Genomic DNA, 25,595 nt, shown 5'->3' with positions numbered 1-25,595 from the left:
ATTAGAGGTAGCCAAGGTCTTCCAGTCTCGATTCGACTTCTCCCTCGTCGTCGATCTCTCCACCAGTGCCGTACTCGACGTCGGTGTACGCTCTCTCACTCACGGGACTCGTCAGTAGCTCCTCGGGGATGGTTCCGGTCATTCGCTCGGGAACCGGGAGACCAGCAGCCGCCATAGTGATCGGTGCGACGTCGGTCAAAGAGAGTCCTCCCGGAGTCGCGGTGCTGTCGAAGGCGGGGCCTGCCCCGATGAATACGCCATGCGGTTTGTGGTTGTACTCGTCGACGGGGAGGAACTGTGTACCGACGAGGCTCGGGAGAACGAGGTGATTCATCTCTGTCGGCATGAACACCACGTCGGGACCACTGTTGGGGCCACTTCCGCCGGACAGTTCTTCAGCCCGCTTCACGAACTCGAACGCTGGCTGTCCGTCCGGGGTACGAAGCGCCGACAGGATATCGATGAGTTCCGACCGAACTGCCTCGTACTCGGACTGGGGGACGATACCCGCCGGATCGCGCCCGTTGAGGTTGATGCGGACGCCCAACTCGCCCAGTGCCCGACAGTACGCTGCCGACCGCCGCCAATCGACGCTCTGTTCGGCGGCTTCGATGACGTCGTTCGGGAGCACGCGCTTGAGAGACGATTCGAGGCCGACCCGCTGTGCAGTCGCGTACACCCGACCGGGTGTGACACCCACTGCGCCGAGTCCGGTCAGCCCCCACGACATCGCGGTCTGGGTGACCATTCGATCTTCGCCACCGTCGGTATCCTCGCTCGGGTCGACGAGCGATTCTTTCACCGCAGAGAGACCGGTTCCGTGGTCGGCTGCCTCGGTGGCTGTACGGACGAAGCCGTGCTCGCGGAGCACTTCGTTGACGAATATCTTGTAGCCGTCCGTGCGACCCATCCCGTGATCCGAGCAGACGACGACGTTCGCCTCGTCTGCCGTCGCCAGTACGGTGCCGACGAGAGAATCCGCGGCGCTGTAGACCCGCCGAAACGCCGTGGGGTCGTCGAAGTTGTGGAAGACGGCGTCCGTCTTCTGCACCTGGACGATGGCGACGCGCCACTCCCAGTTTTCGAGTAGATATTCGGCGGCACGTTCGCGCAACCCGACGAGTTCGACGTACCCATCCAGTTTCGCCGCTTTGTCACCGGACATCTCGTCTGCGGAGTAGATGGTGTACTGCTCGCCGAGCGCGTCGGAGAGTTCGTCTCTGATGGTCGGCGGATACCCCGCAGTCTCCTCGTTCGCAAGGTAGCCCGGGACGAGCACCCCATCGAGTGATTCTGCGGGGTGTGTAACCGGTACGTTGAGAACGATGGTCGGTTCGTCGATCGCCGTGAGATAGTTCCATATTGCTGGCGCTGTCACGTCGTTGCGCGTGATGACCGTCGCTTCGTCAGGATACGTATCGGTGTAGTCGAAGAAGCCGAATGCGTTGTGGCGGGTCGGGTCGGTGCCCGTGTACATCGACGGCCACGCACTGCCCGTCCACGGCGGATGTGTCGAACGAAGCGGAGCCTCGACCCCATCCGACCGAAGCCGACCGAAGCTCGGCAACTCGTCTTCGAATCGATCCAGATACTCGAAATCGAGCGCATCGAACCCCAGAATGACGGTCTTCGGTTCGCCCGTCGTCATCGCTGGTCACGCGACCCGACGGCAGTGATTCGTTCGCCCCCGTCCCCGACAGTTTCTCCCGCCCCCGAGAGAACGAACGTCCGGTGGATCTCCCTGCCGACGTTCCCCAAAAGTCGTCCAGTCACACCGTCTTCCATATCGCCATAGACGCCCGCTTGGACACTTTGTTATACTCCGGGTCAACGAACGACAGGAATCTCTTACCGGTCGGCACACTTGCCTGCGCGAACCCATCGATAGGGGTGTACCTGTACCTTTACTGAGGGAAACCCTTCGTAGATTATCGGTACGATTTGCTTATCGGGCCGGTAACACCCAGAAATCACGTAGGCGGATCAGTATCGTGTCGTTACGAGCGTACAGCGGTGGGCAGCGGTGGGCTTTCACGGTGCTGTACCGAAATAGGCTGTGAAGGTCAAATTCGACGGTTTCAGAACTAGCTTATAAATTAGTAGTCCGACATTGAAACCGAATCGATGCACTTTTAGGTTACCAATCGCACATTGAACTTGCATGGCACGCGAACTTGAGAACGAAAAGACAAGCAACGGATCGTTACTGAACCGACGCTCGTATCTGAAGGCTGCTGGTGCTGCGGTCGCCGCGACAGGCGCGGCGGGCGTGGGCGGGCTCGCGAGCGCGGCAGAATACGAGACGGTCACCGTCTCCGCTGGCGAACACAAGGCTATCGAAGTCGGCGATGGGCAGACGTACGAGAACAAGCTCATCGACGTTTCCGCCGAGGGTGCGGGCGTGGCGTTCACGACGAGCGGAAACGGCTGGACGATTCGCAATGTAGGTATCAAAGGCGAGCACAGTGGTGAAAGCTTCATCATGATGCCCGGTGTCGAATCGCCGGACGGCGAAGGCCTCATCGAGAACGTCTACATGGGTGACGGTATCCGAGAGCGACAGAGTGGTGGCGGCGTCTGGGTAAACGCGAACATGCCCCACCAGGGCGTCATCACCGTGCGCCGCACGCACATCGCCAAGACCGTCAACAACGGTCTCTATGCATCCGGGCCGGGCAGTCAGGGCGCGACCGGGATCACGAACGTCGAGGACTCGTACTTCCACTCGAACAATATCGCTAACATCCGGATGAACGCGAAGGGCGACCGAACTCCGTATGTCAAAAACTGCGTAGTGAAGGTCGACGAGGAGACCCCTCCCTGTGGCGAGAACTGTTCGAAACCCGGTGCGGTCAACAACCGTGGCGTCTGGTCGTGGTACGGCACGACGGAGGTCATCAACTCCGACATCCAGGGTGGCTTCGCCACCACGCACGGCGGCGAAGTTCAGACGAAGGACACCAGGACGGACGAGCAGGCGAACCTCGAACCGCCGAAGGGTGTTCCGATGTCTGCGGAAGAAGCAGCCAAGGGTGGCAAGTAATCGGTTTGCGGACGGCGTTCACTCTCTCGAATTCTCTCGTTTCTTCGCGGTAATGGCTCGTTGACCAGCTGAAACCGACCGGTAATCGGTGCATTCTGCCCGACTGAAGGACGTTCACTGACCCCTCTTTCGGACCGTCGTGGTGATTGGTCGCACATAGCACGATACGATCTTCGGTGTCTTTCTCCGCACGTGTAAACTGTATGTTGCTATACCAAATCCACGATGATTTCGGTGAGCCGGTCGTGATCCAGAGGACGTGAAAAGGAGACGCTGACCCGGTTTCCGGCTGGTGTACGGTTTGCACCGTAGTCACTACTCCATTCGCCACGGGAAATTGGCCGGAACGTTATCATTCCAGCCATCGAAACGAGAACTATGTCCCTCGAAGCCCGTACCCACGAGGCGGTTTCTCACAGTCTCCGCCGCCTCCGCCGCGCGTATGGGGCGTTTCCCGTGCGCGAGAAACGGGTCGAGAACGACCCGGATTACTTCGAACACGGTCGAAAGAAGGCTGAATCAGGCTGGCTCGGCGACGCTGGCGTCTGGGTCACCGATGCCGACGACCGAATCGTGATGATTCGACATCCCGACGCACCGGACAAGTGGGGTATCCCCGGCGGTGGCCACGAACCCGGGGAAACCCTCTCAGAGACTGCCCACCGCGAACTGCGTGAGGAGACGGGTCTCCAGTGCCGGTTGACCGAGGTGCTCGAAGCCCACCGAAAGGAGATCGTACTCGAAACCGATCCGGACGAACGCCTCTACATACTGACAGTGCTGTTCTCGGGAATCTGCGTCGGAGGTGAGTTGGATATCGAAGACGAGTTGCTCGACGCTCGATGGTTCGATTCGCCGCCAGAGTCGGTCGTCGAATTTCTCGAACCACAGGTCGAACGCTGGCGGAAGTGATGGAAGTCGAGTGAATCGAGAGCGTCGTTTGACACAGCCACAGCATGTATTATTTAGGCTAGCCTTTGGGTTCATATGAGCACGATTGCGGAGGTCGAACTTCCAGCACAAGAGTTCGCACTCCGAACGACGTTGGAGCAGGTACCAGATGCAGAGTTCGATGTCGTCCGTGTCGCGGCCCACGACACGGGGAACGTCTTACCGTACATCTGGGCCTACGCGGACGACTTCGATGCGATGGACGATGCCCTGGCTGACGACCCGAGTGTCGAAGACATAACGCTCCTCGAAGATCTCGGTGACGAGCGCCTCTATCGGATGCAATGGATCGAACAGATCCGCGTCGTCGTCCACGTCCTCGTCGAAGAGAAAGCGACGATACTGAACCTTCACGGGAAGGAGGGACGCTGGCGGCTTCGAATCCTCTTTCCGGATCGTGATTCACTGTCAGCGACCTACGATTTCTGTCAGGATTCGGGACTGTCGGTCGATATACGCAACATCTACGAGATGAGCGATTCGCGGAAGGGGTTCTACGGTCTGACCGAAGAGCAACACGAAACGCTGATGATGGCGCTGGAATCCGGCTACTACGATATTCCACGCGGATCGACGGCTGACGACCTCGCCGACAGTTTAGAGATCTCTCACCAGGCGGTTTCTGAACGTCTTCGTCGCGGACATCGCAGTCTCGTCAAGAATGCGCTCGCAGTCAGTCCCGGCGAGGGGCGAATGAATTAGGCGTTGTTCATCCGTCGGCTGGACTCCATACCACAGGCGGCACAGGTACTGATGCGGTAGGGCTCCCGCGAAAACGCACTCGTCTTCGGGCGCTCATTTTCGGTTCGAATCTCGATAGCCACGCGATGAGTTGTCTCCTTTGAGCAGTTATCGCAGTGCTCTTCGACACCTTCTGCCTGGGGTGAACTCATGGCTTTGCCTCCCGTCGCGTTCCATCGTCCGGTTCGAAGACTCGTTCGAGCATGAGGAGTTCGAAATCGTCTAGCGACTCACCCGTCTCGTGCTGTGGTGTTCCGTACATCGTTTCGTTCGGTTCCGACTCGTCTGTGGTTTCGTGCTGTGGCTCTCCGTAGTGTTTTTGCTCGTCTTTCGGAGGCCCGTCTTCCTGCTCTTGTTCCGGATGACGGTCCGGATCTGGTGACGTCATAACTATCTCTCCCTATCGAAAGGATGAGTATCTGGAGAAAGGTGTCTCTTGCCTGCGGAAGCAAGGGAATTAAAAAGGGACGCGACGGTTAGTTTCCGCCGAAGACGGAGCCGAGTTGGTCGCGCCACTCGCGGAATTCGGCAACCTCGGATTCGATGTCCTCCATGTCCGAGCGAAGGGTATCGAGTTTCTCGTCCAGTTGAGATTCCGTCTCCGAGACCGACTCCGTGATCTCGCTGATGTCGTCAGAGAGTGATTCGAGTTCGTCTTCGAGCGATTTCACGTCGCCGAGGTCGTCCCGGAGGTCTTCGAGTTCGTCGTCGAGTGCAGTCGTCTCCTCCGTGTTGGTGGCGACGAGGTCTTCTAAGTCGTCGAGTTGCGACTTGAGACCGTCGAGGTCGTCACCGAACTCGCCCAGTTCGCCGATCTCGTCTTCGAGGTCGGTGAGGTTGTTTTCGAGATCGGCGACGCGAGCACGAGCCTGTGCACCCTCGTCTTTCACGCTCTCGATGTCGTCGTTCATCGCACCGAGTTCACTTCGGACGGATTCGACCTCGTTCTCGAACTCGTTGATGAGTGTCTGTGCAGTTCCGTTGTCGTCGATGAACTCTTCGAGCGCCTCGGTGTAGGCTGCGAGGTCGTCCACCCGCGACTGGATGTGACGGATGCGGACGTTCGTGCTTTCGGGGGTGTCGAGGTCGAGTTCTTGCTGGATGAGTCGAAGGTCTGCGTCGTTCACTTCACCCGCATGAATCTCGTCGGCGAGGGCGGCAGCGACGCTTCCGGGACGGGGAGGTGACGCTTGTCGGTCGGTCGACTCGACGGCGTCGGATTCGGCTGGTGATTCGAGGATGCCGTCGTCTCCGACCGTGGATTCCTCGTCCCCCTCGTCGCCAAGTCCCGGTAGGCCGCTGTCGCCCGCGATGACGTCCCGGACGACTTGACTGCTGTCTTCGGAGACGATGTCGGTGATGGTGTGTTCTTCCATCGGTTGTTCCGTCTCGACGTTCGCGTCGGCACTGACCGGCGTGATCTCTTCGAGTTCTGGTTCGCTCAGGAAGTTCTCGGCGTCTTGCCAGTTCGAGAGACGGACCCCGTAGACCGTCGTCAACACCTCACCGGGTTCGAGCGTGCGCTCGAACTGCACTCGGTGGTCTTTGTACGCCGTCCAGTTTTCGTTCTCGTATTCGGGGTGAAATCCGACGTTATCCATCGGAAAATCGGTGGGGATTCGGTCGGTGATCCGGACTGTAACCGCGTCATCGCGGTTCGAGCGAAGTTCGAATCGGATCGCGGGGACTGCAAACTCCTCACCGTCGAACGATTTCTCGACCGTGACGCCGCTTTCGGAATTCGAGATGGTTTCGTTTCCGTCGCTGAAAACACTCATACTGTCCACATCCAAGAAAGGATATATAAAACATGCGCCGAGATATCGTTCAGAACGAAGTACCTACCCGACCCCGTAACCGTTCACTCGTCGTCTACTTCTTCGGTGGTCTCCCGTTCATCGTCCGAGATATCCTCGACCTGGATGCTGACCGGCTCTGCATCTGACTCCTCGTCGCGGAGATGTTCGTCGAGGTTGAACACCGTGTTCAGTTCTTGTTGTACCTGGTCGACGATACCGCCGACGAGATCGCTCGGTGCGATGGCGGTGTACTCGTATGGATTGTTTCCGGCCCCCGCACTCTCGCGTTTCTCGCGGGTGACTTTCTCCTCCTCGTGGAGTTCGGCGAGCGATTCGCGGACGGTGCTCGGATAGAGACCCGTTCCTTCTGCGATCTCTTCGCTCGTGCTTCCGGGATGCTTGCGAAGATAGACGTAGATTCGCGCGCGGGTTTCCGTGTCGAGTACCCACGAGAGCAGATCGACGATCCCCTGGTCGAATCCCTCGACCGCTCGGTCTGCCTCCTCTTCGAGGCGTTTTCGCCCGCGGGAGAGTCGTTTCTCGTCGTCTCCTTCGCTCGTCTTCTCCGTCTCGACGGGTACTTCTTCTCCGATATCTTCTCTCTCTTCCGATCGATCGTTAGCGTCTTCCCCAGTCATGTCGTTCCCTGAAGGACAAAAGTCGGTGCCGGGTAAAAAGCTTGTCTACAGCAAGAGCGATTGGTAGAGGGCGTCGACCCCCTCTTCATCGCGGAGTCGTCGCTGGCGCTCGGCACCGCTTTCGCAGTCGAAGATGTCGCGGATTCCGGAGACGCCGAGTCTGTCGCACTCACGTTCGACCACGTCGGCGAGGGAGATCTCCCCATCGCGGTCGCGGCGGATGAACGACGCTTCGTGACCGTAGCGCATCGCGCGCCACTTGTTCTCGTCAAGTAGTTCTCTGCGATGACGAGAGCCCGTTTCCCCATCTTCGTATCGTTCCACGAGGTCGGTGACGAGCGCGTGGGTGTACTCGACGAACGCCAGCACGTACTCCGGGTCAGCCTGCCCGTCCGGGGTTCTAACTTCGACCGTTCCGTGTTCCGAGTGCGGGCGCACGTCGTACCAGAGTTCGCCTCGGTCGTTGATCGAGCCGTTTTCGACCATCATCTTCTCGAATCGAGCGAACTCCTCGAAACTCTCGAAATCGGTCGGCATCCCGGTGTTGGGCAGCCCTTCGAAGATCTTGGTGCGCGCGGACTCCAAACCGGTGTCGTAACCGTTCCAGTAGGGCGAATTCACCGAGAGCGCGAGCATGACGGGGAGGTACCAGCGAATCTCGTTCGCCACCCAGACCGCGGCATCCGCGTTGTCCACCCCGACGTGGACGTGGAGTCCCGCAGTCGTGTTCCGGTGTTGTGGATACTGGATGCGGTCGAGTTGTGCCCGATAGCGTGGTTTCTCGGCGTGTTCTAACTCGCGCCACTTCGCGCCGGGATGCAAGCCTGCTGCCGCGATGCCGAATCCGTGCGTGCTTGCGTGTTCGACCAGTGCTTCGCGGACGTTGCGAACCTGGTCGTCCACGTCTGCGAGGTTGGTCTTCGGTGTCTGGGTCTCGATGACGCATTTGAACAACTCGTGATCCAAGCGGTCTTCGAGGATCGCCGGTGGGTCGGTCTCGTAGACGAGTTCGTCGGTGCCTGCGGTCGGGATGCCTCGCTCGTCGACGACGTAGAACTCTTCTTCGACGCCGAGCGTTCCCCGCCCCGTGAAATTCTCGGCCGAACCCAAATCCATTTCTCGGGAGTTAGCAATCCGACGGGTAAATACTTCCGAAGACGGCTATCGCTACCGGGGAACTGCGACGACGCCGAGATGGTCGGCGTGAAACGGTTCGAGTTGATGGGTTTCGACTACCTCGTACTCCTCGCTGAGGGTCGAGAGCGCGTGGTCGAACACATCTTCGGGGTCGCTCGCCACGTCTTCGCTCCTGGCTTTGATCGCGAGCAGGAGACGACCACCGTCTCTGAGGAACTGACTGTTCTCGCACGCGACGCGCGCCTGCCCGCGAGTCGCCACGTCCTGGACGACGACGTCCACGTCCGATTCGACGACGTGTGCGTACGTGGATGGCTTTCGAGCGTCTTTGAGGAGCGGAAAGAGATTCTCGCGCGCTTCCGCCACGTCGAGCAAGTCGCGGGCCGGACGCGGTGCGAACTCGACCGCGTAGGTTGGGCCGGAAAAGTCGGCGACGTGGCTCACGGTCGTCCCGCTCGCCGCGCCGAGATAGAGCACCGTCTCGCCACCTTCCAGTCCGGTGTCCATCCCGTGTTCGAGCATCGCGGCGAGTTTGGAGCGACGGGCGTCCCAGCATCGCCATCCGCCGTCGGTCGGTTCGCCATAGACGGGCGAACCCTGCGTCGCCAGTCGGTCGTCACCGTCGAATATTCTGCGCTCTATGCCATCGGGAAGACTCACTCGTCATCACCCCGCGATTGGATCGACTCTATCCGTCGGTCGAGTTCCTCCTTCAGATCTGGTTTGCGCTCGCCGGAGTAGTGGTCGACGCGAGCGGCGATGACGAGTTTGCCCGAGAGGGTGCGCGCCGCAGACCCGCGCTGGTCGGGTGCAGTCCCGCGAACGTACTCGTGCGTGTAGATGACGCCGTGTTTCGGCGAGGACGCTCGGCCACGGAGATGGGCGAACAGGGCGTTCTCCGCGCCGAGTACCTGCACCGTCCCACCCGGCATCTTCGCCAGCGATTCGAGGCCACCCGCAAGTGAGACGAGCCGCGCGGCAAGCACCGGCCCGGCGAGGTCGGAGAGATTCGGTGCGACTGCGGGTGCCTGTCGCTCGACGAACGCCCGGAGGTCGTCGCGCTCGTCTGCGAGATCGGCGACGCGCGCTGCGAGCGAGACGAGTCGTTCTTCGACCGGTGTCTCGGGTTCCTGTGTGGCGAGTTCCCGAGCGTACTCGATACCGGTTCCGGCGTCGGGAGAGAGCGTTCCGGCCCACTCGGCGATGCGCTCGGCGAGTTCGTTCGCTTCCGATTCGCAGTCGTCCATGGCTCTAACAGCGTGGACGAGTTGGCGGTCGTCGGCGCGTTCTCGTTCCGTGACCGCGTCGCGGGTCGCCCGGATACTGGCCGCCCGAAGCTTCGCGTAGTAGTCCGCTTCGTCGTCGGCGAAGCCGGAGTCGACGGCCTGCCGGGGCCAATCCGCTGGGGTATCGGCGTTCCCCTCTTGGATGGCTCGCGCGCCGTCCGCCACGTTGTCCGGCTCGACGCCTGCGAACCACCCATCCTCGGCGTCTGATTCGGTCATGCTCGTGGCTTGTGCGGCTTCTCGTTTAAATCTACGTTTAGCTCCGTTTGGTGCGGTCTACTCGAAGCCCTGTCTGGAGTTGATTCATGGGCAGTACGATTCAGTACGTTTCAGTTGCTTTCAGTACAACCGCTCGTTCGCTCCTTGTCGCTCCCGCCCAGACGAAGTAAGCACCGCAAACCGAGCGACCGACAGGAGCGAGGTAAGGTGCATAATAATGTCTACCCGGCGGGGCAACCGACCGAGAGCCTCCGAAGACACTCTCACTGCGAAAGCTCGTCCATTGGAAGAAACCGCTTCAATCGTAGTACAACCCGAAAAATCTCGAACCCCAACCCGACCCTAGCAGGAGCAGTAGTACTCCGTCGTCCCGGTTTCGTTCCGCAGAAGTCGATACGCGGGGCCGGGGTCGCTCGGTCGGTACACCCCAGTTGTCAGCTCATCTGAGGTCTCGAATCCCCCCGAGAGCAGTTCGTGCCAGTCAGACGCCGAGAGCACGTCCGAGAAACCGGCATCGTTTGTGAGGAGTTTCAGGTAGTCGGCGAGGTAGACCCACGTCGCGTCGTAGGTGTCGCCCGGCTCGAATCCATTACTGGTGGTCTCATCAGCGGAAACCGCTTCTGTGTAGGCAGCCCACGGCAGGTCGGCTCCGGCCTGCACCGGCAAACTGATCCACTTCCACGGGCGGGTGTTGATGTCCAGAAGGACGTACTCCCCGCGGGAGTTGTCGTAGACGAATTCGGATTCGCTGATGCCGTAGTAGCCCGCTTCGGAGAGGATCGAGAGCGCGCGTTCTTCGATTTCCGGTTGGTCGGCCCCCCGGACGAGACAGGAGGTACCGAACGCCTGCGGGTAGCGAACGCGGGCGTTGCCGACGAAAGTGACCGGGTCGCCTTCCTGGGGGACGTAGGAGGCGAGCGAGCAGTCCCGCCCGACCGCGATGTCTACCTTCTCCTGTGCCATGACGTTGATTCCGGCGTCCGCTGCCATCGCCACCACATCGAAGAACTCCTCCCTGTCGGCGACCTCGATGACGTTCGTTCCGACCGCCTCTTCGAACTCCCGCTTGAGCGCGGGTTTGACGACCAGCGGAAAGTCGAGGGCATCTGCTGCCAAGGACGGGTCGGTTTCGGAGAGCCGGTACGTCTCGGGGTACGGAACGCCAAGCTCCTCGGCTTTGGCGTACAGCGATTCCTTGTCGAGCACTGCGTCGATGGTCTCCCGGCCAGCGAACGGGAGCCTGACGCCATCGGGTTCGGTTTCGGCGAAGGCGTGTACCCACTCGTCCATGCAGGGGAATGCGACCGGTTCGTGGCCCAGTTCGGCGGCGAGTGCTTCCACGTCCTCGCGAAATGCCTCGCGGTCGTCCAGCGGGAAGGTCACTTGGCCCGCAAAGTCTACGGCGTCGGAGTACGGCGCGACTCCCCGCCCGTTGCGGTCGATTGCGACGACCGGAACGTCGTGTGCGGCTAGTGCGCGGGCGACGCTCAGTCCGGTGACGTGGGCGTTGCAGACGATGGCTGGCGGTCTGTCAAAGGTCGTCTCCGCCAGCGCGTTGCGGAGTCCCTCGAAGGAGCGAAATTCGTCGGCCATGTATCGCACTTTTCGGACTGCGGCTAAAGGCTATCCGACCGGGCGAGAACCTCCGGTATCTCGGATTCGAAACGGTAGCAAACTCGAGATCGAAGCTACCCATGCTTTCGATCGACGTTCGCTATTCATCGTTTGTCGCTCGTCACTCGTCGCTCATCACTCATTCCACGGCGCACGGTCAGGATCGACCAACCGCTCCGCTCGGTCGATGTCATCTATTCTCTCCATATCCTCGTCGTCAAGTTCGACGCCGAGACTCAGCCAGTTCTCGCGGAGATGCTCCCGGCTGGTGGCTTTCGGGATGGTCGTCACGTCCTTCTCGCGGCACCACGCGAGGCTGACCCGCGCTGGCGTAGCGTCGTGTTTCTCGGCGATTTCTTGAAGTTCATCCACATCGCCGACATCACCACGAGCGATTGGCGAATAGGCGACGAGTTCCACGTCGATATCGTCCTGCGCACAGAACTCGCGGAGATTTTCCTGCGGGAGCAGGGGATGCATTTCGACTTGGTTGGCGAAGATTGGTTCCTCAGCGACGTTGACTGCCTCTTCGAGCAGGTCAACTGTGAAGTTACTCACCCCGATTTCCTCTATCAATCCCTCATCGCGGAGTTCCGCGAAGGCTTTGAGGGTGTCCGTGGCTTCGTATTCGCCGGTCGGCCAGTGGACGTAGAGCAGGTCGACGTAATCCAGCCCCAATCGGTCGAGGCTCTCCTCGGCGCTCGTGAGGATGTGGTCGTAATCCAAGTTGTCGGGGCTGACCTTCGTCGCCACGAAGAGGTCATCGCGGGGAACGTCCGACTCAGCGATGGCGTCGCCCACCGCGGACTCGTTTTCGTACCCCTCGGCGGTGTCGATGTGTCGATACCCTATCTCCAACGCCATCTTCACGCTCTCGACGCACTCGTCGTAGTCGTCCATCTGATACGTTCCGAGGCCGAGCATCGGCATCCCGTGAGTCGTCGGCGGGGAGAATGCGGTTACGTCCTTGTCGGATTCGGTTTCTTCGATTGTTCCCTCGCTTTCGGTTCTTCCTTCGTCTTCGACACCTTCGTCGCGCTCGCGTTCTCGTTCCTCCTCGCCCGCGACGCTTCCCATCGAACTCGGCTGTTTGGTGGTCGTCTCTTCCACACCGACCGATTCGGTGAACTTCGCCGGTTGGCCGGACAGTTCGTCCGGTTTCGAACTGCCGGGTGTCGTCCAAATCTTGCGTTTGATATCGTCCGTCCCGAGCGATAAACTCCCCTGCTCCGACCGTTTCCCTAACAGAAATCCGGCGACGAAGGCCGTTCCGACGCCGATCGCGTACAAGAGGCCATTCGAGCTTTCCCTCGTTTCCTCCGCTCTCGCCTCTCGCGCCGGTTCCTCCGGTCGTGACTCTGTAGTGCCCGTCAGCTGTTCGGTCATGGTGCTCAGTTCACGTGACGATTACTTTGGGATTGTGGCAGCCGTAATCCGCAGTGCTGGGACTTCGTAATGCTGAAAGAAGTGGCGGTGACGATGATATCGGTGGTCGGTGCGAACCGGTGTGCCTCAGTCTAAGACGAGTTCTATCGGATAATCCGTGAGATTCTCATAGCCATCTTCGGTGACGACGACGAGGTCTTCGATACGCACACCCCCGACCTCGGGGTCGTACAAGCCAGGTTCGATGGTGACGACGTGACCTGGTTTCAGTTCGCCGCCGTCGGGGCTGATGCGCGGGAGTTCGTGAACGTCCAGGCCGACGCCGTGTCCCGTGCTATGGATGAATCCCGTCTCGGTGTTCGGGTCGCTTCGGAGCGTGTCGCACCCTGCGTTCTCGTACACATCACAGACCGCGTCGTGAACTTGCTCGCCAGTCGCACCCGGTTCGAGGGCGTCGAGCGCTGCCTCGAAGGCTTCGTGGGTCAGGTCGTAGCGAGCGCGGATCTCCGCCGTTGGCTCACCGCGAACGAACGTCCGGGTCATGTCGGCGTGGTACTTCGACGCCTTGTCGCGGGGGAAGATATCGACGATGATGGCCTCGTCGGCCGCGAGCGGCCCGCTTCCGCGGTCGTGGGGGTCTGCCGCAGACGCTCCACAGGCGACGATGGTCTCGTCCAACGCGGCCCCGTGGCGCAGGAGCGTCACTTCGATCTCCTCTTTGACGCGCTCGCTCGTCAGCACCTCGCCCTCGTAGTGGAGCAGTCCGTCTTCGACCGTCGCCGCCGCGAGTAGGTTCTCGGCGGCCTGCATCGCCGCTTCGTTGGCTTTCTGTGCCACCCTGACGTGCTCGATCTCCTCGTCGGTCTTCGTCGCCCGGATGCCCGTGATGACCGCGCTACGCTCTGGTTTCACTGTTACACCCTGCTCGCGCAGGCCGTCCGCCGTCCCGACCGGGAACCGTGCGGGCACCGCAACCGATTCGACGCCGTGGTCTGCGAGGAACTCTGCGACGATGCGATTTTCTGCCTCTTCCGGCCCGTACTCGGCCATCTTCTCGTAGTAATCGTACTCCGCCCGGCGCGTGACGCTGTCCGCATCGCTCTCCTTTTTCGCCCGGCCGTATTCGAGGCTGGAGACGAGCAGGTGGAGTCCATCGGCGTAGAGCGTGACGAACGCATCCGGTGCATCGAAGCCCGAGAGGTACAGCTGGTCGGAGTCGGTCGAAGCTGCGTCGATGAGGTAGCCGTCCACCTTCATCGAGTCGAGTGCAGAATCCAGTTCCGAGAGGTCGGTTGCCATGTCTTCTGCGAACGAGGCGAGCGATAAAACGATGTCGGAGATGTGACTTACCTGACTATCGCACCGACTCCCGAACTCCAATCTCCATTCGACTCCACTTTCCCGGCAGCCGACACCAATCGGAAGCAGGCTGTCGATTTTTATCCCAAACGGGCGGTATCCTCAAGTGGACTCCGCCCAACCTCCATCCATGTCGCTCGACACCGAGGTGCTCGTCGTCGGGGGTGGATCGACGGGTACCGGAATCACTCGCGACCTGGCGATGCGTGGGGTAGACGTAACGCTGGTCGAGAAGGGAAATCTCACCCACGGGACGACAGGGCGGATGCACGGCCTGCTCCACAGTGGGGGGCGGTACGCCGTCTCCGACCAGGCCAGTGCCAAAGAGTGCATCGAGGAGAATCGCGTCCTGCGGGAGATCGCCACGCACTGCGTCGAGATGACAGGAGGCCAGTTCGTCCAACTGGAAGGCGACTCGGACGATTACTTCGAGCAGAAGTTACAGGGGTGTCGAGAGTGTGGCATTCCAGCCGAAGTCCTCTCTGCGAAGGAAGCCCGCGAGCAAGAACCCTACCTGACCGAGGACGTGAAACGGGCCATCGCGGTACCAGATGGAGCCATCGACCCGTTTCGACTCTGCGTGGCCAACGCCGCCGATGCGGAGATGCACGGCGCGCGAATCGAGACGCACGCCGAAGTGACCGACGTGCTGGTCGATGGCAACGACGTGACCGGTGTCGAAGTGCGCCACGAGAGCGGGCCGGGCAAGCGCAACCGCACCGCACCCGGAACGACCGAGGAGATCCGCGCCGAATACGTCGTCAACGCCACGGGCGCGTGGGCTGGCCAACTCGGCGCGATGGCGGGCGTGGACATCGAAGTCCGGCCCTCGAAGGGCGTCATGGTGGTGATGAACTGCCGCCAGGTGGATACGGTCGTCAACCACTGCCGCCCCAAGGGTGACGCAGATATCATCGTCCCGCACGAGACGACGGCGATCCTCGGCACGACTGACGAAGAGGTGGGCGACCCCGAGAACTACCCCGAAGAGCAGTGGGAGGTGGATATGATGATCGACGAGTTGTCGAAACTCGTGCCCATCCTCCGCGACTCGCGAACGATTCGGTCGTTCTGGGGTGTTCGCCCGCTGTACGAACCGCCCGGAACCGGCACGGAAGACCCGACCGACATCACTCGCGATTTCTTCCTCCTGGATCACGAGGAGCGCGACGACCTGCACGGATTGACGAGCATCGTCGGCGGGAAGTTCACCACCTATCGGATGATGGCCGAGCAGATATCGGACCACGTTTGCGACCAGCTCGGCGTCCGCGGTCGGTGCCGAACGGCAGAGGAACCCCTCCCCGGCAGCGGGGATTTTGCCGTCCTCCGCGACTACATGGACGAATTCGGCATCCGGTCGCCGATCGGCAGGCGGAGCGTCCAGCGACTCGGCAGTCGCGCCGACGACGTCCTGAAGACCGACGAACCGAACCCCGTCCTCTGTGAGTGCGAAGCCGTCACCCGCGCCGAGATTCGAGACGCTATCGACCAGTCCGGCACCGATCTAAACTCGGTTCGCATTCGCACTCGCGCCTCGATGGGCAACTGTCAGGGCGGCATCTGCTGTCACCGGATGGCGAACGAACTCCATCCCGAATACGACGAACCGACCGCCCGAACCGCCCTGGATGAACTGTTTCAGGAACGCTGGAAGGGCGAACGCCACGCGCTCTGGGGCGAACAGCTCTCGCAAGCCGCACTGAACTACGCGCTTCACGCGACGACGATGAACCGCGATCACGACCCCGCGAACGACACGAACGACGTCGATTTTGCCGCATTCGACGGAGGAGCAGATGGCGATTGAAGACGACGTGGTCGTCATCGGCGGCGGACTCGCGGGGATGAGCGCCGCGCTCGCAGCGGCGCGCGCTGGCACGCGAGTCAGATTGCTCTCACACAAAGAGAGCACGCTCCGCAATGCGAGCGGGCTCGTCGACGTACTGGGGTATGCCGGAGACGGGATCGTCACGAACCCCTTCGACACCATCCCCGACTTGCCGGACGACCATCCCTACCGGCGAGTCGGCGAGGCCGGAATTCGAGACGGACTGGCCCTGCTCGATTCGGTGGCCGACTACGAAGGTGACCACACCGACCGGAACGCCCTCGTCCCCACCTTCGGCGGCAACGTGAAACCGACGGCTCGCTATCCGACGCACACCGCCCCCGGACTGGCGAGTAACGCACGGGACACCCTGCTCGTCGGGTTCGAGACGATCGTGGATTTCGACGCACCGATGGCCGCAGACCATCTCGCGGCAGCGGGCGTTCCATTCGAGACACACGGCGTCACCCTCGCGTTCCCAGGCGACTTTCGAACCGATGCTCGAATCACCCGCCTCGCACACGCACTGGACGAAAACGAGCGGATCGAACGCGACCGAGCGGGACGTGGTGGGAGCGAGCGAGCGGGTGTCTCCGTATCTATCCCCGTCAGAACTGCACTCGCCGAGCGCGTGAAACCCCACCTCGACGGGGCCGAGCGCGTCGGGTTTCCAGCGATACTGGGCGAAGAACACCCCGAAGAAGTCCGTGCCGACCTCGAACGAAGACTCGGTGTCGACGTGTTCGAGGTACCGATGGGGCCGCCGAGCATCCCCGGAATGCGTCTCGAAGCCGACTTCCACCGCGCACTCCGAGACGAACGCGTTCGAACCACAGCAGGAAATCCGGTCGTGGACTTCGAGGGCGACGACCGGATTAGTGCCGTCGTCGTGGAGCGAAACGGTGCACGAATCCCGTTCCACGGCGAACAGATCGTGCTGGCGACCGGAGGCCTGGTCGGCAAGGGAATCGACTCAGACCGGGGTGGCGTCCGCGAACCGATCTTCGACTGTCACGTTCCCACGCCGGACGACAGATACGACTGGTTCGAAGATAGGGCGTTCGACGGCCACCCGTTCGCCCGCTTCGGCGTGCAGGTAGACGACGAGTTACGGCCACTCGACGGCGCAGGCGAACCGGAGTTCGAGAATCTACGCGCTGCGGGCGGCGTGCTCGGCAATTGCGATTTCGCGGCGGAGAAATCCGGGAGCGGTGTCTCGCTGGCGACCGGCGTCGTCGCGGGACGAAGTGCGAGCGACGAGGTGAATATATGAGTGAGAAAGAAGCCGAACGACGAGAGGCATCGGAACTCCAGGACGTGTTCAGCGGCGAACCGGTCGACCTCCGACCGGGGTCTGACGACTGCTACAAATGCTCGACCTGCGATACGGAGTGTCCGGTCGCGGAGGTGGACGACGACTTTCCGGGCCCGAAGTTCCAGGGGCCAGAACAGTGGCGGCTCAAGCGCAAGGACGACCACGACATCGACGACTCCATCATGTCGTGTTCGAACTGCATGCGCTGTGATAACGTCTGTCCGTCCAACGTCCCGCTCTCGCAGATGCACAACACGGCCCGAGGCGAGTACGTCGAAAGCGAGATGTCTCGCCTCTCGCGGGAGTATTTCCGCAATCGCATCCTGTCGAACTACGGGCGGCTCGCGCCACTCGCCGCCCGCTTCCCGCGTCTCACCAACTTCGTGATGGGGCTGTCGGTGACGAAGCTGGTGAACGAGAAACTGCTCGGGATCACGAGCGAACGTGAGTTCCCGGCCTTCGCCACGCAGACGTTCCGGGAATGGTGGGAAGAGCGAGGTGGCAACGCCACCTCGAAAGAACGAGCGCGGAAGGCGCGAGAAGAGCGAGGTGAGGCGACGGTCGAGAGCGACGAGAAGCGCGTCGCCTACTTCCACGGCGATTACTCGAACTACAACACGCCAGAGGTGGCGAAGTCGATGGTTCGCGTCTTCGAATCCTTCGGCTACGAGGTGGCCGTCCCCGAACAGCGCTGCTCCGGGACGCCGATGTTCGCCAACGGGATGATGGACGACGCTCGCCGCGCGGCGAAGTTCAACGTCGAGACGTTCGCCGCGCTGGTCGAACGGGGCTACGACGTGATTTGTTCGTGTACCTCCTGTTCGATGGCGCTGCGACAGGAGTATCCCGAACTCTACTCGTTCGACGGCACGGCGAAAGTCGCGGCGAACACCTTCGAAGCCCTCGAATACCTGCGGATTCACGAAGACCTCGACAGTACGCTCGCAGACGCCTCCGTCCCTGAATCGGAGTTCGGTGAACTGGCCTATCACGCCCCCTGCCACGCCAGGAATCAGGGTCTCGACGGGCAGGCGGTCGAACTGCTCTCGGAACTCGACGGCACGGACGCAGTCGACGTTGGCGACTCCTGTTCGGGCATCAGCGGCACCTACGGCTGGAAAGAAGAGAAGTACGACACGTCGATGAAGATCGGTGAGGAGATGTTCGAGCACATGCACGAGGCCGACGGCGAGACGGGACTGACCGAGTGTCCGACCTGCGCGATGCAGATGAACCACGGGACGGGCTACGACATCCGCCACCCACTCGAAGTGTTGGAGGCGGCGCTGGTAGACGCCTAACGGTCATACACTTTCTTACCGATTGCCGTCGTGACACGACTCAGGGGGTAGGATGTCACGACAGCATTCGGGGGGATGCACGCGGCGAGCGTTCTGTACGACACTCGCAGTCGGGTCGCTCGCGGGGGCGGGCGCACGCGCAAGCGCACAGGCGGAGACGTTCCGACTCGGCGGCGAGGTCGCTGCATGGCGGGGACGTGAACCACAGCGCATCGCCAATCAGGATAATCCCACGCTACAGGTGCAGGCGGGCCAGCAGTACCGCGTCGTCTGGGAGAATATCGATGGACAACCGCACAACTTCGCTATCCTGGACGGCGATGGGAACACGCTCCAGAGTAGCGAGATAATACAAGGGCAGGGGGCCACCCAGACGGTGACGTTCACCGCCTCACCCGAGATGGCACAGTATCTCTGTGAGGTTCATCCGACGACGATGATCGGCGAGATGCAGGTCTCGGGCGGCGGTGGTGCAGGGGATGGCGGCGGAGCAGGAAACGGAGATGGTGCTGGGGGTGGCCAGGGGAATGGCGGTGGGGATGATGGCGGCGAAGGTGACGGCGGAATCAGGATTCCGTTTTCTGCATACGTCTTCGGTGTGGCCATGGTGCTGGCGTTCGTCTCACCCATCCTGTTCGCACTCCTGTTGCTCGCCATCGGCACAGGTGATAAAGTGCGCTGATTCTACCGACGAATCGTCTACGAACCGACCGGTAGATCGACTCGAATCGAAAAGACAGTTAGGCCGATGCTGGAAGGCTGTCCCGACCGCTCAACCAGAGATAGCTCTGAACGTGTTCGACGCGGGGTTCGACGACGGTACAACGCAGATCGATGCCATCCAGTCAGTCAAATGAGTTCTTACTCGCGGGGGACGCTGACGTTCCGCATCTCGCCTTCGCATTTTGGACATTCTCCGGGTTGTCGGAGCGCACTCTCGCGGTTACCACAGCTCTCACACTCGTACATTGCGGTCATGCCACAGTATATACGTCGTGGAATTAGTTAACTCTAGTTGGTGTCAATAATCCAAGTCGTCTGTGTAATGGTCGAGCAAGAGGACCGCACCCGCACCGACGAGCGCAGCGACGAGTGCCCCACCGATGATGGTCGGCGTCCAGGCGAAGGTATCTGCAGCGAACACCTTTTCGACGGGATACCGAAGCGCACCTACCATCAGGCTGACGAGGAAGGTGAGTGTCGCCACCCGGTAGTGGTCGAGTGCCCACGAGACGATCTTTGCAACCGTTAGGAGTCCGACGCCCGCACCGAGCATGAACGTGACGACGACGACGCCCGGTGTGACGAGCGCTTCGACCGTGCCGCCGTCGAGGAGTCCGACTAGCGCGTCCTTGAATCCGTGGAGGTTATTCGAGAGGAATTTGTACTGGCCGAGGAGCATGAGAATGAGCGCGCCGGAGATGCCCGGAAGCACCATCGCACTGATGGCGACCGCACCGGTCAGGAAGACGAGTGGCAGTGGTGTCGACCCGGCAGCGTTTTCGACCGCGCCGGAGATCAAGAAGGCGATCGTGAATCCGGCGATCGCTGCACCGATCTGTCCCGGCGTACTTACCGAAACTTCGTCGTAGAGGATGATAGCCGAGGCTCCGATGAGTCCGAAGAAGAACCCATAGAGGAACACCGGATAGTTGTTGTCTGCCCAGACGACCAGCCCAGTCACGGTCACGACAGCAGTGACGATTCCCGCCCCGAGCGCGAGCAGGAATGGAAGATCCATCTCGGCGAGCATCTGTCGTGTCTTCGCACGCTCTTCGGGGTCGTGGATCTGGAGCGCACTGGTCACGATTCGCGGGTCGAACGACGCCACCGCGGAGATGAGTCGTTCGTAGATTCCCGTGATGAGGGCGATGGTTCCACCGGAGACACCCGGCACCGCGTCGGCGGCACCCATAAAGATGCCTTTCAGGTAAATGGTCAACAGGGCGCGCATCGCTCCGGGGTTTCCGGGCAATGCAAAAAACGATTCCCATCCATCGACGCCAGCACGTTCTCGCTCGTCTTCCGTCACAGTGGTCGCTTCTACGTGCCACCCCGATAAGAGAATGTGGGCTAGGTCGATTCAGCCGAGGTCGGGTCAGTTACGTCGAGCGACGACCAGTGCAGCCGCGTATGCGCCGACGAGTCCGGCACGCGTCGCGGGCGAAGTTGGGTCGGGAAGCGAACTCGAACTGGTGGTCGAATCGTTTCCGGCCGTCGAACCGTTATCAGCGGTCGAATTGCCGCCGGTCTGGTTGCCCGGTGCCGACCCGTTCGTGGAGTTGGTCGAGTTGTTCGCGCCGCCAGCCTCGATCGTCTGTTGCTGGTTCACCGAGACGGTGACTGGCTCGTCGTTCTCGCCGATGACCTGGCCTTCGGTGACCTGGGCGGTACCGTTCTTGAACGTGAAGCCGTTCTCACCGGCTTTCATCGGCGTCCGGAACTCGTAGGGGCCGACCGCGCGAACGCTGACGTTCGTGTAGCCCTTCTCGGTACCCCACTTCTCGTACCCCGTCGTGGAGTACGGAAGCGTCATCGTGAACTTCCCGTTCTCGTCGGTTTTCGCCTGCTGGGTGTAGGTGAACGTTCCACTATCGGATTTCATCCGCACGGATGCCGTGATGGTCGTGTTCGCGGGGCCAGTCCCCTGCACGGTCGCGCCAGGGACGCGCTCGAACGCTTTCACCCACGAGGGCGAAGTTCGGAAGAAGTCCTGACTCGAAACGCCCGCTTGCTGGAGCAGTCCTAGTCGTTGCATGAGCACCTGGTAGTGCGACCGCACCCACGTTGACTGTGACTTGCTCACCTTCACGGCGCGATAGTGCTGGAGTGCTGGGACGCGCTCGCTCGGGTACGGCCCGATGCCACCGATCTGCGAGGTCTTGTCCTGTTTCACGTACTGACGGGCCTGCTGCATCGTGTTGAACCGCTTCACGACCGTCTCGTTCGGCCCCTGCGGGGCGACTTTGAACTGCTGGCCCTGGAACTGGGTCGGATCCCAGTCCACGACGATAGGTCTCGGCTCGACCGCGCTGCCGTGATAGCGGTAGAGTCGAACCATCATGCTCTGGTAGTACGGCTGTTTGTGCTGGACGACCGCCTGGCTCTGTCCGACGTAGATGTAGTCTGCGAACGTCGATTGGGAGACGTTTTCGTTGAAGACGGTCGGTGCGTAGAACTTCGAGTTTCCTGGCTGGCCGTTCGTCTCGACCATCTTCCAGTCGACCATCACGTAGCGCGTCTGCTCGTTCTGATCGCCCATCCGTTCGAGTTGCTGGTTCGCCTCGGACTCGTTCTGCGCGAGCAGGTAGTTTGCGGCAGGACGCGCACCCTCCTGGAACGGATTGGCGTTCGGGATGCGTTCACCCTGGACGGTGATCCAGTGCCCGTAGTCCCACCACGACATGACGCCGTAGGTTCCCTTCTTGTAGTCGTAATCACCGTCACCTTCGGTGTAGGTGCCGTAGTACGCCATCGAGTTTCCGGCACCGCCGTATTTGCCTTCCTGTGGTGTGTTCGTCTGCATCCACTCCAGCGTGCCGTCCCACTGGGTTACGGCACCGGGACTGGTGCTGTTGCCCATCTCGACGGCGTTGTACGTCTGCGTGTTGCCCACCTGCACGGGCACGACGAGTGCGGGCAGGACGAGCATGAAGACGAAGATGACCGCCATCACCTGATAGACTTCAGCGTTCTCCATCGTGTCGCGGGCAGAGCCGTCGAAGCCGACGAAGCTGAGTATCCACCCGAGGAGGTAGGCGTTCAACACTGCGACCGGAACCGCGAGGTAGTAGTTGAACCGTACCTGCGTGAACGCCGCGGAGGTGATGAACGCCGCCCAGACGAGCACGAGCAGTTTTTCTGCGTCGTGTTCGTCGGCCGCCCAGGAACGCCAGACCATCACCAGCGCGCCGACGATGGCGGTGAAGAACGTCAAGCCGTACTGCGGAATGACGGCGGAGGAGAGTGACTGTCCACCCTGGAGGAACGGTTTCGCCTCGCCGATGGTTCGCTGTGCTGCACCGGCACCGAAGCCGACGAACCGAACGAGGTTGACTCGGATCAAACGGAAGAGATCCGGCAACACGAGGTAAACGACGAGAGCCCCCACCACAAGAATACCAAAGATGGCGACAGGGTAGAGCGTTGACGAGAGGTCACGGTCGTCCCACTCGCGCGCCAGCCACGTCATGAACCCAGCCCCGACTGCGATAGCGAACGCAGTGAGTGGCTGCAGCAGGGAGAATTTCGTTGCACTGAACGAGAGCGTCCCGAGCGGAACGAGCAAGAGCAGTCCCGTCACACCCATGCTCACCGTGGCGACGAAGGCGAGGTGATCCGGACTGACGCCGAGGACGTAATCGGCGGTGAGCTTCAACAGGAAGAACACGCCGAAGATGCCGATGAGGAGAACGCCCGGCGGCCACGTCCAGAGGTAGAGGGCCGTGGCAACACCGGCGAGGATGCTGTAGCCGAGCGGGCGGCGAACCGCCGCGAAATCACGGTCAGCGAGGAGTTCGAACACCGGTCGTTCTCGTTCTGCCATCGTGACCGCGACCATCATCGCCAGCACGGCGAACGCCTGGAAGAACGGCTCGACGACGTTGTGGTCCGCGAAGCCGACCAATCCACGTCGGAGGAAGACGCCCGGCAGCAGCGCGAGGATGAGTGCCCCGAACAGCCCGCCGAGACGACCACCGAGTCGCTTCCCGATGAAGTACGTCGGAACGAGGACGAGGGTGCCGAATACAGCAGGCGCGACGAGAAGGGTCAGCGCGACTGTCTTCTGCGATGGGTCGCCCAAGCCGACGATGAGAGCGGCGGTGGCGACGAGTTGGTCGTAGAGCGTACCGAACTGGCCGACGCTCGTCCCGTAGGGGTAGTATGTCCACGGGTCGAACGGCATCGTCGCGGGCCAATGGTTCACTGTGTACTGTACTTGTCGGAGGTGATACCACGCGTCGTTGCCGGAGAAGAAGACCTCACCGCCGACGGTGAAGTTGTCGTAGGCTTGGAGCCGCACCCACAACATGAACCCCAGCAGCACCGCAAGCACGGGGACGTGGTACCAATCTTCGAGATGGTCGAGGACGGAGTCGACCAGATTGGAGGACTCCTCGACCTGCTCTGTTCCCTGACCCATTAGGTGGAAGGTCTGGCAAAACGCGCATAAGCCTTATGATAGCGCAACGATGGAATCGTTCGCCACCATGGCTGATCTAACGTGTTGGTTGTTGCCCTAACTGCAGAAAGTTTGACCTCGTACGTTAAGCGTATCCGAGATCCTTCAATTGCTGCAGAACCGCTTCGTCGAAGTTTTCTTCTTCCTTTATATCACGACGATTTAGTTCAGACATTAGCTCGGTAAGTCGATTCTGCGGTTGTTTGTACGGTCTCCTCCCAAGCTCCTCAAAGCCTTGGAACGTCTCGTATCCGTAGAAATCCTTGTGGACGATTCCGTTCAAATCCGTCCGCATGTGATCATAGTCCTCAATTCCTTTATTTTCCAATGACTTAGCGTGAAGGTTGGAAATGCCGTGATACTCAGTGAGGTATTCCCCATCCCCTAGATTCTTTCGGAGATCACGTCCTCGGGAATCGGCGTCGATACCGGCAGTAGCGAGAACAGTTTGATGAACATCAAGAAGACTCACCGATTCTTCACGCCTTGTTACTTCCTCCTCACCATTGTAAAGACTAAGCGGAACGTGCGTGAGTTCCGGGTGGAGGCCGTACATATGTTCCCACCCTCCATGTTCCCCGAGGAGTTCACCATGGTCAGCTATCGTCAATATAAAATCGAATTCCGTACGCAACACCCTGAAAATCTCTTTATACATATCTGAGAGGTATCTAACCTCGTCGTGGTACGCCTGCCTGATGTCGTTAGGATCGTCCGTAACCCCGGTAAACGACATTTCAAGTCCCCGTATTTCAGGTGGCTCGACGCTTTGATATTCGGATGGTGCTACGTAGGGAGAGTGAGCTTCCATCAAGTTTATGAAGAGAAATTCGCTGTCACCAAACGACGTTTTTTGAATGAATTCGAGCGCTTCTGACGCACCGTCATCCTGCGTTTGCTTTCCATATCCCATATCGCGGAGCTTCATAAATGCACCACGTTTTAGGGATGCAACTGTATCACAGTCGCTCTGTAGACATTCCCAGAGTGCAAGCGGAAATCGTTTGAAGCCCTTATCGCGAGTTCGGGCGATGAAATCGTCCCAATTGAACACGTTTTCATTGAGTGCCACCAACCGCCAACTTCCTTCAAATTGATCGAATCCACGATGAAAACCGAACGATGGTGAGATGTTGACGTTTGCACTGAACGCTCGGGTAGTGTAGCCAGCATCGTTCATTTGTTCAGCTAAGACCGGACGTTCACAGTCGAGCGTTTCTGCTCCAGCGTAGACACCTACTTCACTTGCATACTTTCCAGTAAAAAGTGACGCGTGAGCGGGGACAGTCCAGTGGCTCGTTGACCAAGCTTGCTCGAACCACGTCCCAGGGAGCCAATCGAAGTGCTCGTCGAAAGCATCTTTGCGTAGAGTGTCAAGAACTATTAATGCAATATTCATGATTACTCTGCGTATCCTAACGCTCGTAATCGAACTTCGATGTCGTTATTAGTTTTATGTATTCGTTCGATGGCTGGTTCGTGCACTCCTTCATCAGTACCGGTCGTAATGGCCCACGGAACCTCCCGTAAGCAACGGAGTGGAATGTCGGGAGGGTGTCCGTATACACCTACTTCTCCGAGTGCGTTACCGTGGTCGGCTGTAATAACGACTTGGTCGGCATCGATATTACGTAGTAGAAGGGAAACATCATCAAGTACATATCTTAAGTTCTCCGGCACTGTCTAGTTAGGCCAGTTTAAGAAGCGAGCAGTTCCGTGGTTTTGGTGTTCATGCTCAACCAAGAACTGCTCAGTGAAACGTTAGAGACGGCGAATCTTGAATGTTGGGAGAA

23 protein-coding genes are annotated in these 25,595 nt (G+C 60.3%); 7 read left to right on the top strand and 16 right to left on the bottom strand.

What is annotated here, in order from left to right; genetic code table 11:
- Window position 1: 1 nt before the first annotated feature.
- Both ACR3FE_RS18860 and ACR3FE_RS18855 read right to left on the bottom strand, forming a co-directional pair.
- Window positions 2-1,648 carry an alkaline phosphatase family protein gene (locus tag ACR3FE_RS18860; RefSeq protein WP_458209006.1) on the bottom strand — a complete coding sequence of 549 codons (1,647 nt, stop codon included), beginning with the start codon at window positions 1,646-1,648 and terminating at the stop codon, window positions 2-4.
- Window positions 1,645-1,773, bottom strand: coding sequence for a hypothetical protein (locus tag ACR3FE_RS18855; RefSeq protein WP_458209005.1), 129 nt, complete (start codon window positions 1,771-1,773; stop codon window positions 1,645-1,647). Before ACR3FE_RS18855 ends, ACR3FE_RS18860 begins: the two co-directional genes overlap by 4 nt.
- 388 nt (window positions 1,774-2,161) lie before the next feature.
- On the opposite strand from ACR3FE_RS18855, the gene ACR3FE_RS18850 reads away from it, so the two are divergent.
- The 3 genes from ACR3FE_RS18850 (at window position 2,162) to ACR3FE_RS18840 (ending at window position 4,696) form a co-directional block, all read left to right on the top strand.
- On the top strand, window positions 2,162-3,043 hold the full coding sequence (locus ACR3FE_RS18850; RefSeq protein ID WP_458209004.1) for a hypothetical protein: 882 nt from the start codon (window positions 2,162-2,164) through the stop codon (window positions 3,041-3,043).
- Window positions 3,044-3,421: 378 nt separating this feature from the next.
- Window positions 3,422-3,955 carry an NUDIX hydrolase gene (locus ACR3FE_RS18845; RefSeq protein ID WP_458209002.1) on the top strand — a complete coding sequence of 178 codons (534 nt, stop codon included), beginning with the start codon at window positions 3,422-3,424 and terminating at the stop codon, window positions 3,953-3,955.
- 75 nt (window positions 3,956-4,030) lie between these two features.
- Window positions 4,031-4,696 carry a helix-turn-helix domain-containing protein gene (locus ACR3FE_RS18840; RefSeq protein ID WP_458209000.1) on the top strand — a complete coding sequence of 222 codons (666 nt, stop codon included), beginning with the start codon at window positions 4,031-4,033 and terminating at the stop codon, window positions 4,694-4,696.
- On the opposite strand, the gene ACR3FE_RS18835 is transcribed toward ACR3FE_RS18840, so the two are convergent.
- The 10 genes from ACR3FE_RS18835 to ACR3FE_RS18790 all read right to left on the bottom strand — a co-directional run bounded on the left by ACR3FE_RS18835 (window position 4,693) and on the right by ACR3FE_RS18790 (window position 14,113).
- On the bottom strand, window positions 4,693-4,887 hold the full coding sequence (locus tag ACR3FE_RS18835) for a DUF7835 family putative zinc beta-ribbon protein (RefSeq protein ID WP_458208998.1): 195 nt from the start codon (window positions 4,885-4,887) through the stop codon (window positions 4,693-4,695). The genes ACR3FE_RS18840 and ACR3FE_RS18835 overlap by 4 nt on opposite strands.
- Entirely contained in the window at window positions 4,884-5,123 is a 240-nt protein-coding gene (locus ACR3FE_RS18830; RefSeq protein ID WP_458208997.1) for a hypothetical protein, read from the bottom strand. Before ACR3FE_RS18830 ends, ACR3FE_RS18835 begins: the two co-directional genes overlap by 4 nt.
- An 88-nt stretch (window positions 5,124-5,211) precedes the next feature.
- Entirely contained in the window at window positions 5,212-6,513 is a 1,302-nt protein-coding gene (locus ACR3FE_RS18825) for an AAA family ATPase (protein ID WP_458208996.1), read from the bottom strand.
- Window positions 6,514-6,596: 83 nt separating this feature from the next.
- Window positions 6,597-7,172 (bottom strand): helix-turn-helix domain-containing protein, encoded by a 576-nt coding sequence (locus tag ACR3FE_RS18820; protein ID WP_458208994.1) that lies wholly within the window; start codon window positions 7,170-7,172, stop codon window positions 6,597-6,599.
- Between the two features lie 45 nt (window positions 7,173-7,217).
- Window positions 7,218-8,288: a glutamate--cysteine ligase gene (locus tag ACR3FE_RS18815; protein WP_458208992.1), complete on the bottom strand. Its 1,071-nt coding sequence runs from the start codon at window positions 8,286-8,288 to the stop codon at window positions 7,218-7,220.
- A gap of 51 nt (window positions 8,289-8,339) precedes the next feature.
- Window positions 8,340-8,969, bottom strand: a complete 630-nt coding sequence (locus ACR3FE_RS18810; RefSeq protein ID WP_458208991.1) for a fibrillarin-like rRNA/tRNA 2'-O-methyltransferase — start codon at window positions 8,967-8,969, stop codon at window positions 8,340-8,342.
- On the bottom strand, window positions 8,966-9,814 hold the full coding sequence (locus ACR3FE_RS18805; protein ID WP_458208990.1) for an NOP5/NOP56 family protein: 849 nt from the start codon (window positions 9,812-9,814) through the stop codon (window positions 8,966-8,968). Before ACR3FE_RS18805 ends, ACR3FE_RS18810 begins: the two co-directional genes overlap by 4 nt.
- Before the next feature lie 342 nt (window positions 9,815-10,156).
- A complete protein-coding gene (locus ACR3FE_RS18800) occupies window positions 10,157-11,407 on the bottom strand; it encodes a carboxylate--amine ligase (protein ID WP_458208989.1) in 1,251 nt (416 codons plus the stop codon).
- Between the two features lie 156 nt (window positions 11,408-11,563).
- The gene (locus ACR3FE_RS18795; protein WP_458209177.1) at window positions 11,564-12,358 is read right to left on the bottom strand and encodes an aldo/keto reductase; all 795 of its coding nucleotides are present in this window, start codon (window positions 12,356-12,358) and stop codon (window positions 11,564-11,566) included.
- Window positions 12,359-12,940: 582 nt separating this feature from the next.
- Window positions 12,941-14,113 (bottom strand): M24 family metallopeptidase, encoded by a 1,173-nt coding sequence (locus ACR3FE_RS18790; protein WP_458208987.1) that lies wholly within the window; start codon window positions 14,111-14,113, stop codon window positions 12,941-12,943.
- Window positions 14,114-14,303: 190 nt separating this feature from the next.
- Between ACR3FE_RS18790 and glpA the strand changes: the two genes are divergently transcribed.
- The 4 genes from glpA to ACR3FE_RS18770 are packed head-to-tail and all read left to right on the top strand — an operon-like array spanning window position 14,304 to window position 19,302.
- Window positions 14,304-15,983, top strand: coding sequence for an anaerobic glycerol-3-phosphate dehydrogenase subunit GlpA (gene glpA / locus ACR3FE_RS18785; RefSeq protein WP_458208986.1), 1,680 nt, complete (start codon window positions 14,304-14,306; stop codon window positions 15,981-15,983).
- A complete protein-coding gene (gene glpB, locus ACR3FE_RS18780) occupies window positions 15,973-17,277 on the top strand; it encodes a glycerol-3-phosphate dehydrogenase subunit GlpB (RefSeq protein WP_458208985.1) in 1,305 nt (434 codons plus the stop codon). The genes glpA and glpB overlap by 11 nt, the downstream gene beginning before the upstream one ends.
- Window positions 17,274-18,620, top strand: coding sequence for an anaerobic glycerol-3-phosphate dehydrogenase subunit C (locus ACR3FE_RS18775; protein WP_458208983.1), 1,347 nt, complete (start codon window positions 17,274-17,276; stop codon window positions 18,618-18,620). The genes glpB and ACR3FE_RS18775 overlap by 4 nt, the downstream gene beginning before the upstream one ends.
- Window positions 18,621-18,672: 52 nt before the next feature.
- Window positions 18,673-19,302, top strand: coding sequence for a cupredoxin domain-containing protein (locus ACR3FE_RS18770; RefSeq protein ID WP_458208982.1), 630 nt, complete (start codon window positions 18,673-18,675; stop codon window positions 19,300-19,302).
- A 179-nt stretch (window positions 19,303-19,481) separates the two neighbouring features.
- On the opposite strand, the gene ACR3FE_RS18765 is transcribed toward ACR3FE_RS18770, so the two are convergent.
- From ACR3FE_RS18765 to ACR3FE_RS18750, 4 genes are all read right to left on the bottom strand, one after another.
- Complete coding sequence (locus tag ACR3FE_RS18765; protein ID WP_458208981.1) at window positions 19,482-19,598, bottom strand: rubrerythrin-like domain-containing protein; 117 nt, start codon at window positions 19,596-19,598, stop codon at window positions 19,482-19,484.
- Between the two features lie 43 nt (window positions 19,599-19,641).
- Window positions 19,642-20,574 (bottom strand): DUF368 domain-containing protein, encoded by a 933-nt coding sequence (locus tag ACR3FE_RS18760; protein WP_458209175.1) that lies wholly within the window; start codon window positions 20,572-20,574, stop codon window positions 19,642-19,644.
- A 144-nt stretch (window positions 20,575-20,718) separates the two neighbouring features.
- Window positions 20,719-23,763: an oligosaccharyl transferase, archaeosortase A system-associated gene (locus ACR3FE_RS18755; RefSeq protein ID WP_458208980.1), complete on the bottom strand. Its 3,045-nt coding sequence runs from the start codon at window positions 23,761-23,763 to the stop codon at window positions 20,719-20,721.
- A gap of 124 nt (window positions 23,764-23,887) precedes the next feature.
- Window positions 23,888-25,201 carry a sulfatase-like hydrolase/transferase gene (locus ACR3FE_RS18750; RefSeq protein ID WP_458208979.1) on the bottom strand — a complete coding sequence of 438 codons (1,314 nt, stop codon included), beginning with the start codon at window positions 25,199-25,201 and terminating at the stop codon, window positions 23,888-23,890.
- Window positions 25,202-25,595 lie beyond the last annotated feature (394 nt).

This window comes from Haladaptatus rarus, assembly GCF_054177585.1.
This window is presented reverse-complemented; position numbering and strand designations above follow the sequence as displayed.

What these genes read in the sequence shown, in the direction of transcription:
- ACR3FE_RS18860 (WP_458209006.1), bottom strand. Translation starts at nt 1,648, where the DNA reads ATGACGACGGGCGAACCGAAGACCGTCATTCTGGGGTTCGATGCGCTC.
- ACR3FE_RS18850 (WP_458209004.1), top strand. Translation starts at nt 2,162, where the DNA reads ATGGCACGCGAACTTGAGAACGAAAAGACAAGCAACGGATCGTTACTG.
- ACR3FE_RS18845 (WP_458209002.1), top strand. Translation starts at nt 3,422, where the DNA reads ATGTCCCTCGAAGCCCGTACCCACGAGGCGGTTTCTCACAGTCTCCGC.
- ACR3FE_RS18840 (WP_458209000.1), top strand. Translation starts at nt 4,031, where the DNA reads ATGAGCACGATTGCGGAGGTCGAACTTCCAGCACAAGAGTTCGCACTC.
- ACR3FE_RS18835 (WP_458208998.1), bottom strand. Translation starts at nt 4,887, where the DNA reads ATGAGTTCACCCCAGGCAGAAGGTGTCGAAGAGCACTGCGATAACTGC.
- ACR3FE_RS18830 (WP_458208997.1), bottom strand. Translation starts at nt 5,123, where the DNA reads ATGACGTCACCAGATCCGGACCGTCATCCGGAACAAGAGCAGGAAGAC.
- ACR3FE_RS18825 (WP_458208996.1), bottom strand. Translation starts at nt 6,513, where the DNA reads ATGAGTGTTTTCAGCGACGGAAACGAAACCATCTCGAATTCCGAAAGC.
- ACR3FE_RS18820 (WP_458208994.1), bottom strand. Translation starts at nt 7,172, where the DNA reads ATGACTGGGGAAGACGCTAACGATCGATCGGAAGAGAGAGAAGATATC.
- ACR3FE_RS18815 (WP_458208992.1), bottom strand. Translation starts at nt 8,288, where the DNA reads ATGGATTTGGGTTCGGCCGAGAATTTCACGGGGCGGGGAACGCTCGGC.
- ACR3FE_RS18805 (WP_458208990.1), bottom strand. Translation starts at nt 9,814, where the DNA reads ATGACCGAATCAGACGCCGAGGATGGGTGGTTCGCAGGCGTCGAGCCG.
- ACR3FE_RS18800 (WP_458208989.1), bottom strand. Translation starts at nt 11,407, where the DNA reads ATGGCCGACGAATTTCGCTCCTTCGAGGGACTCCGCAACGCGCTGGCG.
- ACR3FE_RS18795 (WP_458209177.1), bottom strand. Translation starts at nt 12,358, where the DNA reads ATGCCGATGCTCGGCCTCGGAACGTATCAGATGGACGACTACGACGAG.
- ACR3FE_RS18790 (WP_458208987.1), bottom strand. Translation starts at nt 14,113, where the DNA reads ATGGCAACCGACCTCTCGGAACTGGATTCTGCACTCGACTCGATGAAG.
- glpA (WP_458208986.1), top strand. Translation starts at nt 14,304, where the DNA reads ATGTCGCTCGACACCGAGGTGCTCGTCGTCGGGGGTGGATCGACGGGT.
- glpB (WP_458208985.1), top strand. Translation starts at nt 15,973, where the DNA reads ATGGCGATTGAAGACGACGTGGTCGTCATCGGCGGCGGACTCGCGGGG.
- ACR3FE_RS18775 (WP_458208983.1), top strand. Translation starts at nt 17,274, where the DNA reads ATGAGTGAGAAAGAAGCCGAACGACGAGAGGCATCGGAACTCCAGGAC.
- ACR3FE_RS18770 (WP_458208982.1), top strand. Translation starts at nt 18,673, where the DNA reads ATGTCACGACAGCATTCGGGGGGATGCACGCGGCGAGCGTTCTGTACG.
- ACR3FE_RS18765 (WP_458208981.1), bottom strand. Translation starts at nt 19,598, where the DNA reads ATGACCGCAATGTACGAGTGTGAGAGCTGTGGTAACCGCGAGAGTGCG.
- ACR3FE_RS18760 (WP_458209175.1), bottom strand. Translation starts at nt 20,574, where the DNA reads ATGCGCGCCCTGTTGACCATTTACCTGAAAGGCATCTTTATGGGTGCC.
- ACR3FE_RS18755 (WP_458208980.1), bottom strand. Translation starts at nt 23,763, where the DNA reads ATGGGTCAGGGAACAGAGCAGGTCGAGGAGTCCTCCAATCTGGTCGAC.
- ACR3FE_RS18750 (WP_458208979.1), bottom strand. Translation starts at nt 25,201, where the DNA reads ATGAATATTGCATTAATAGTTCTTGACACTCTACGCAAAGATGCTTTC.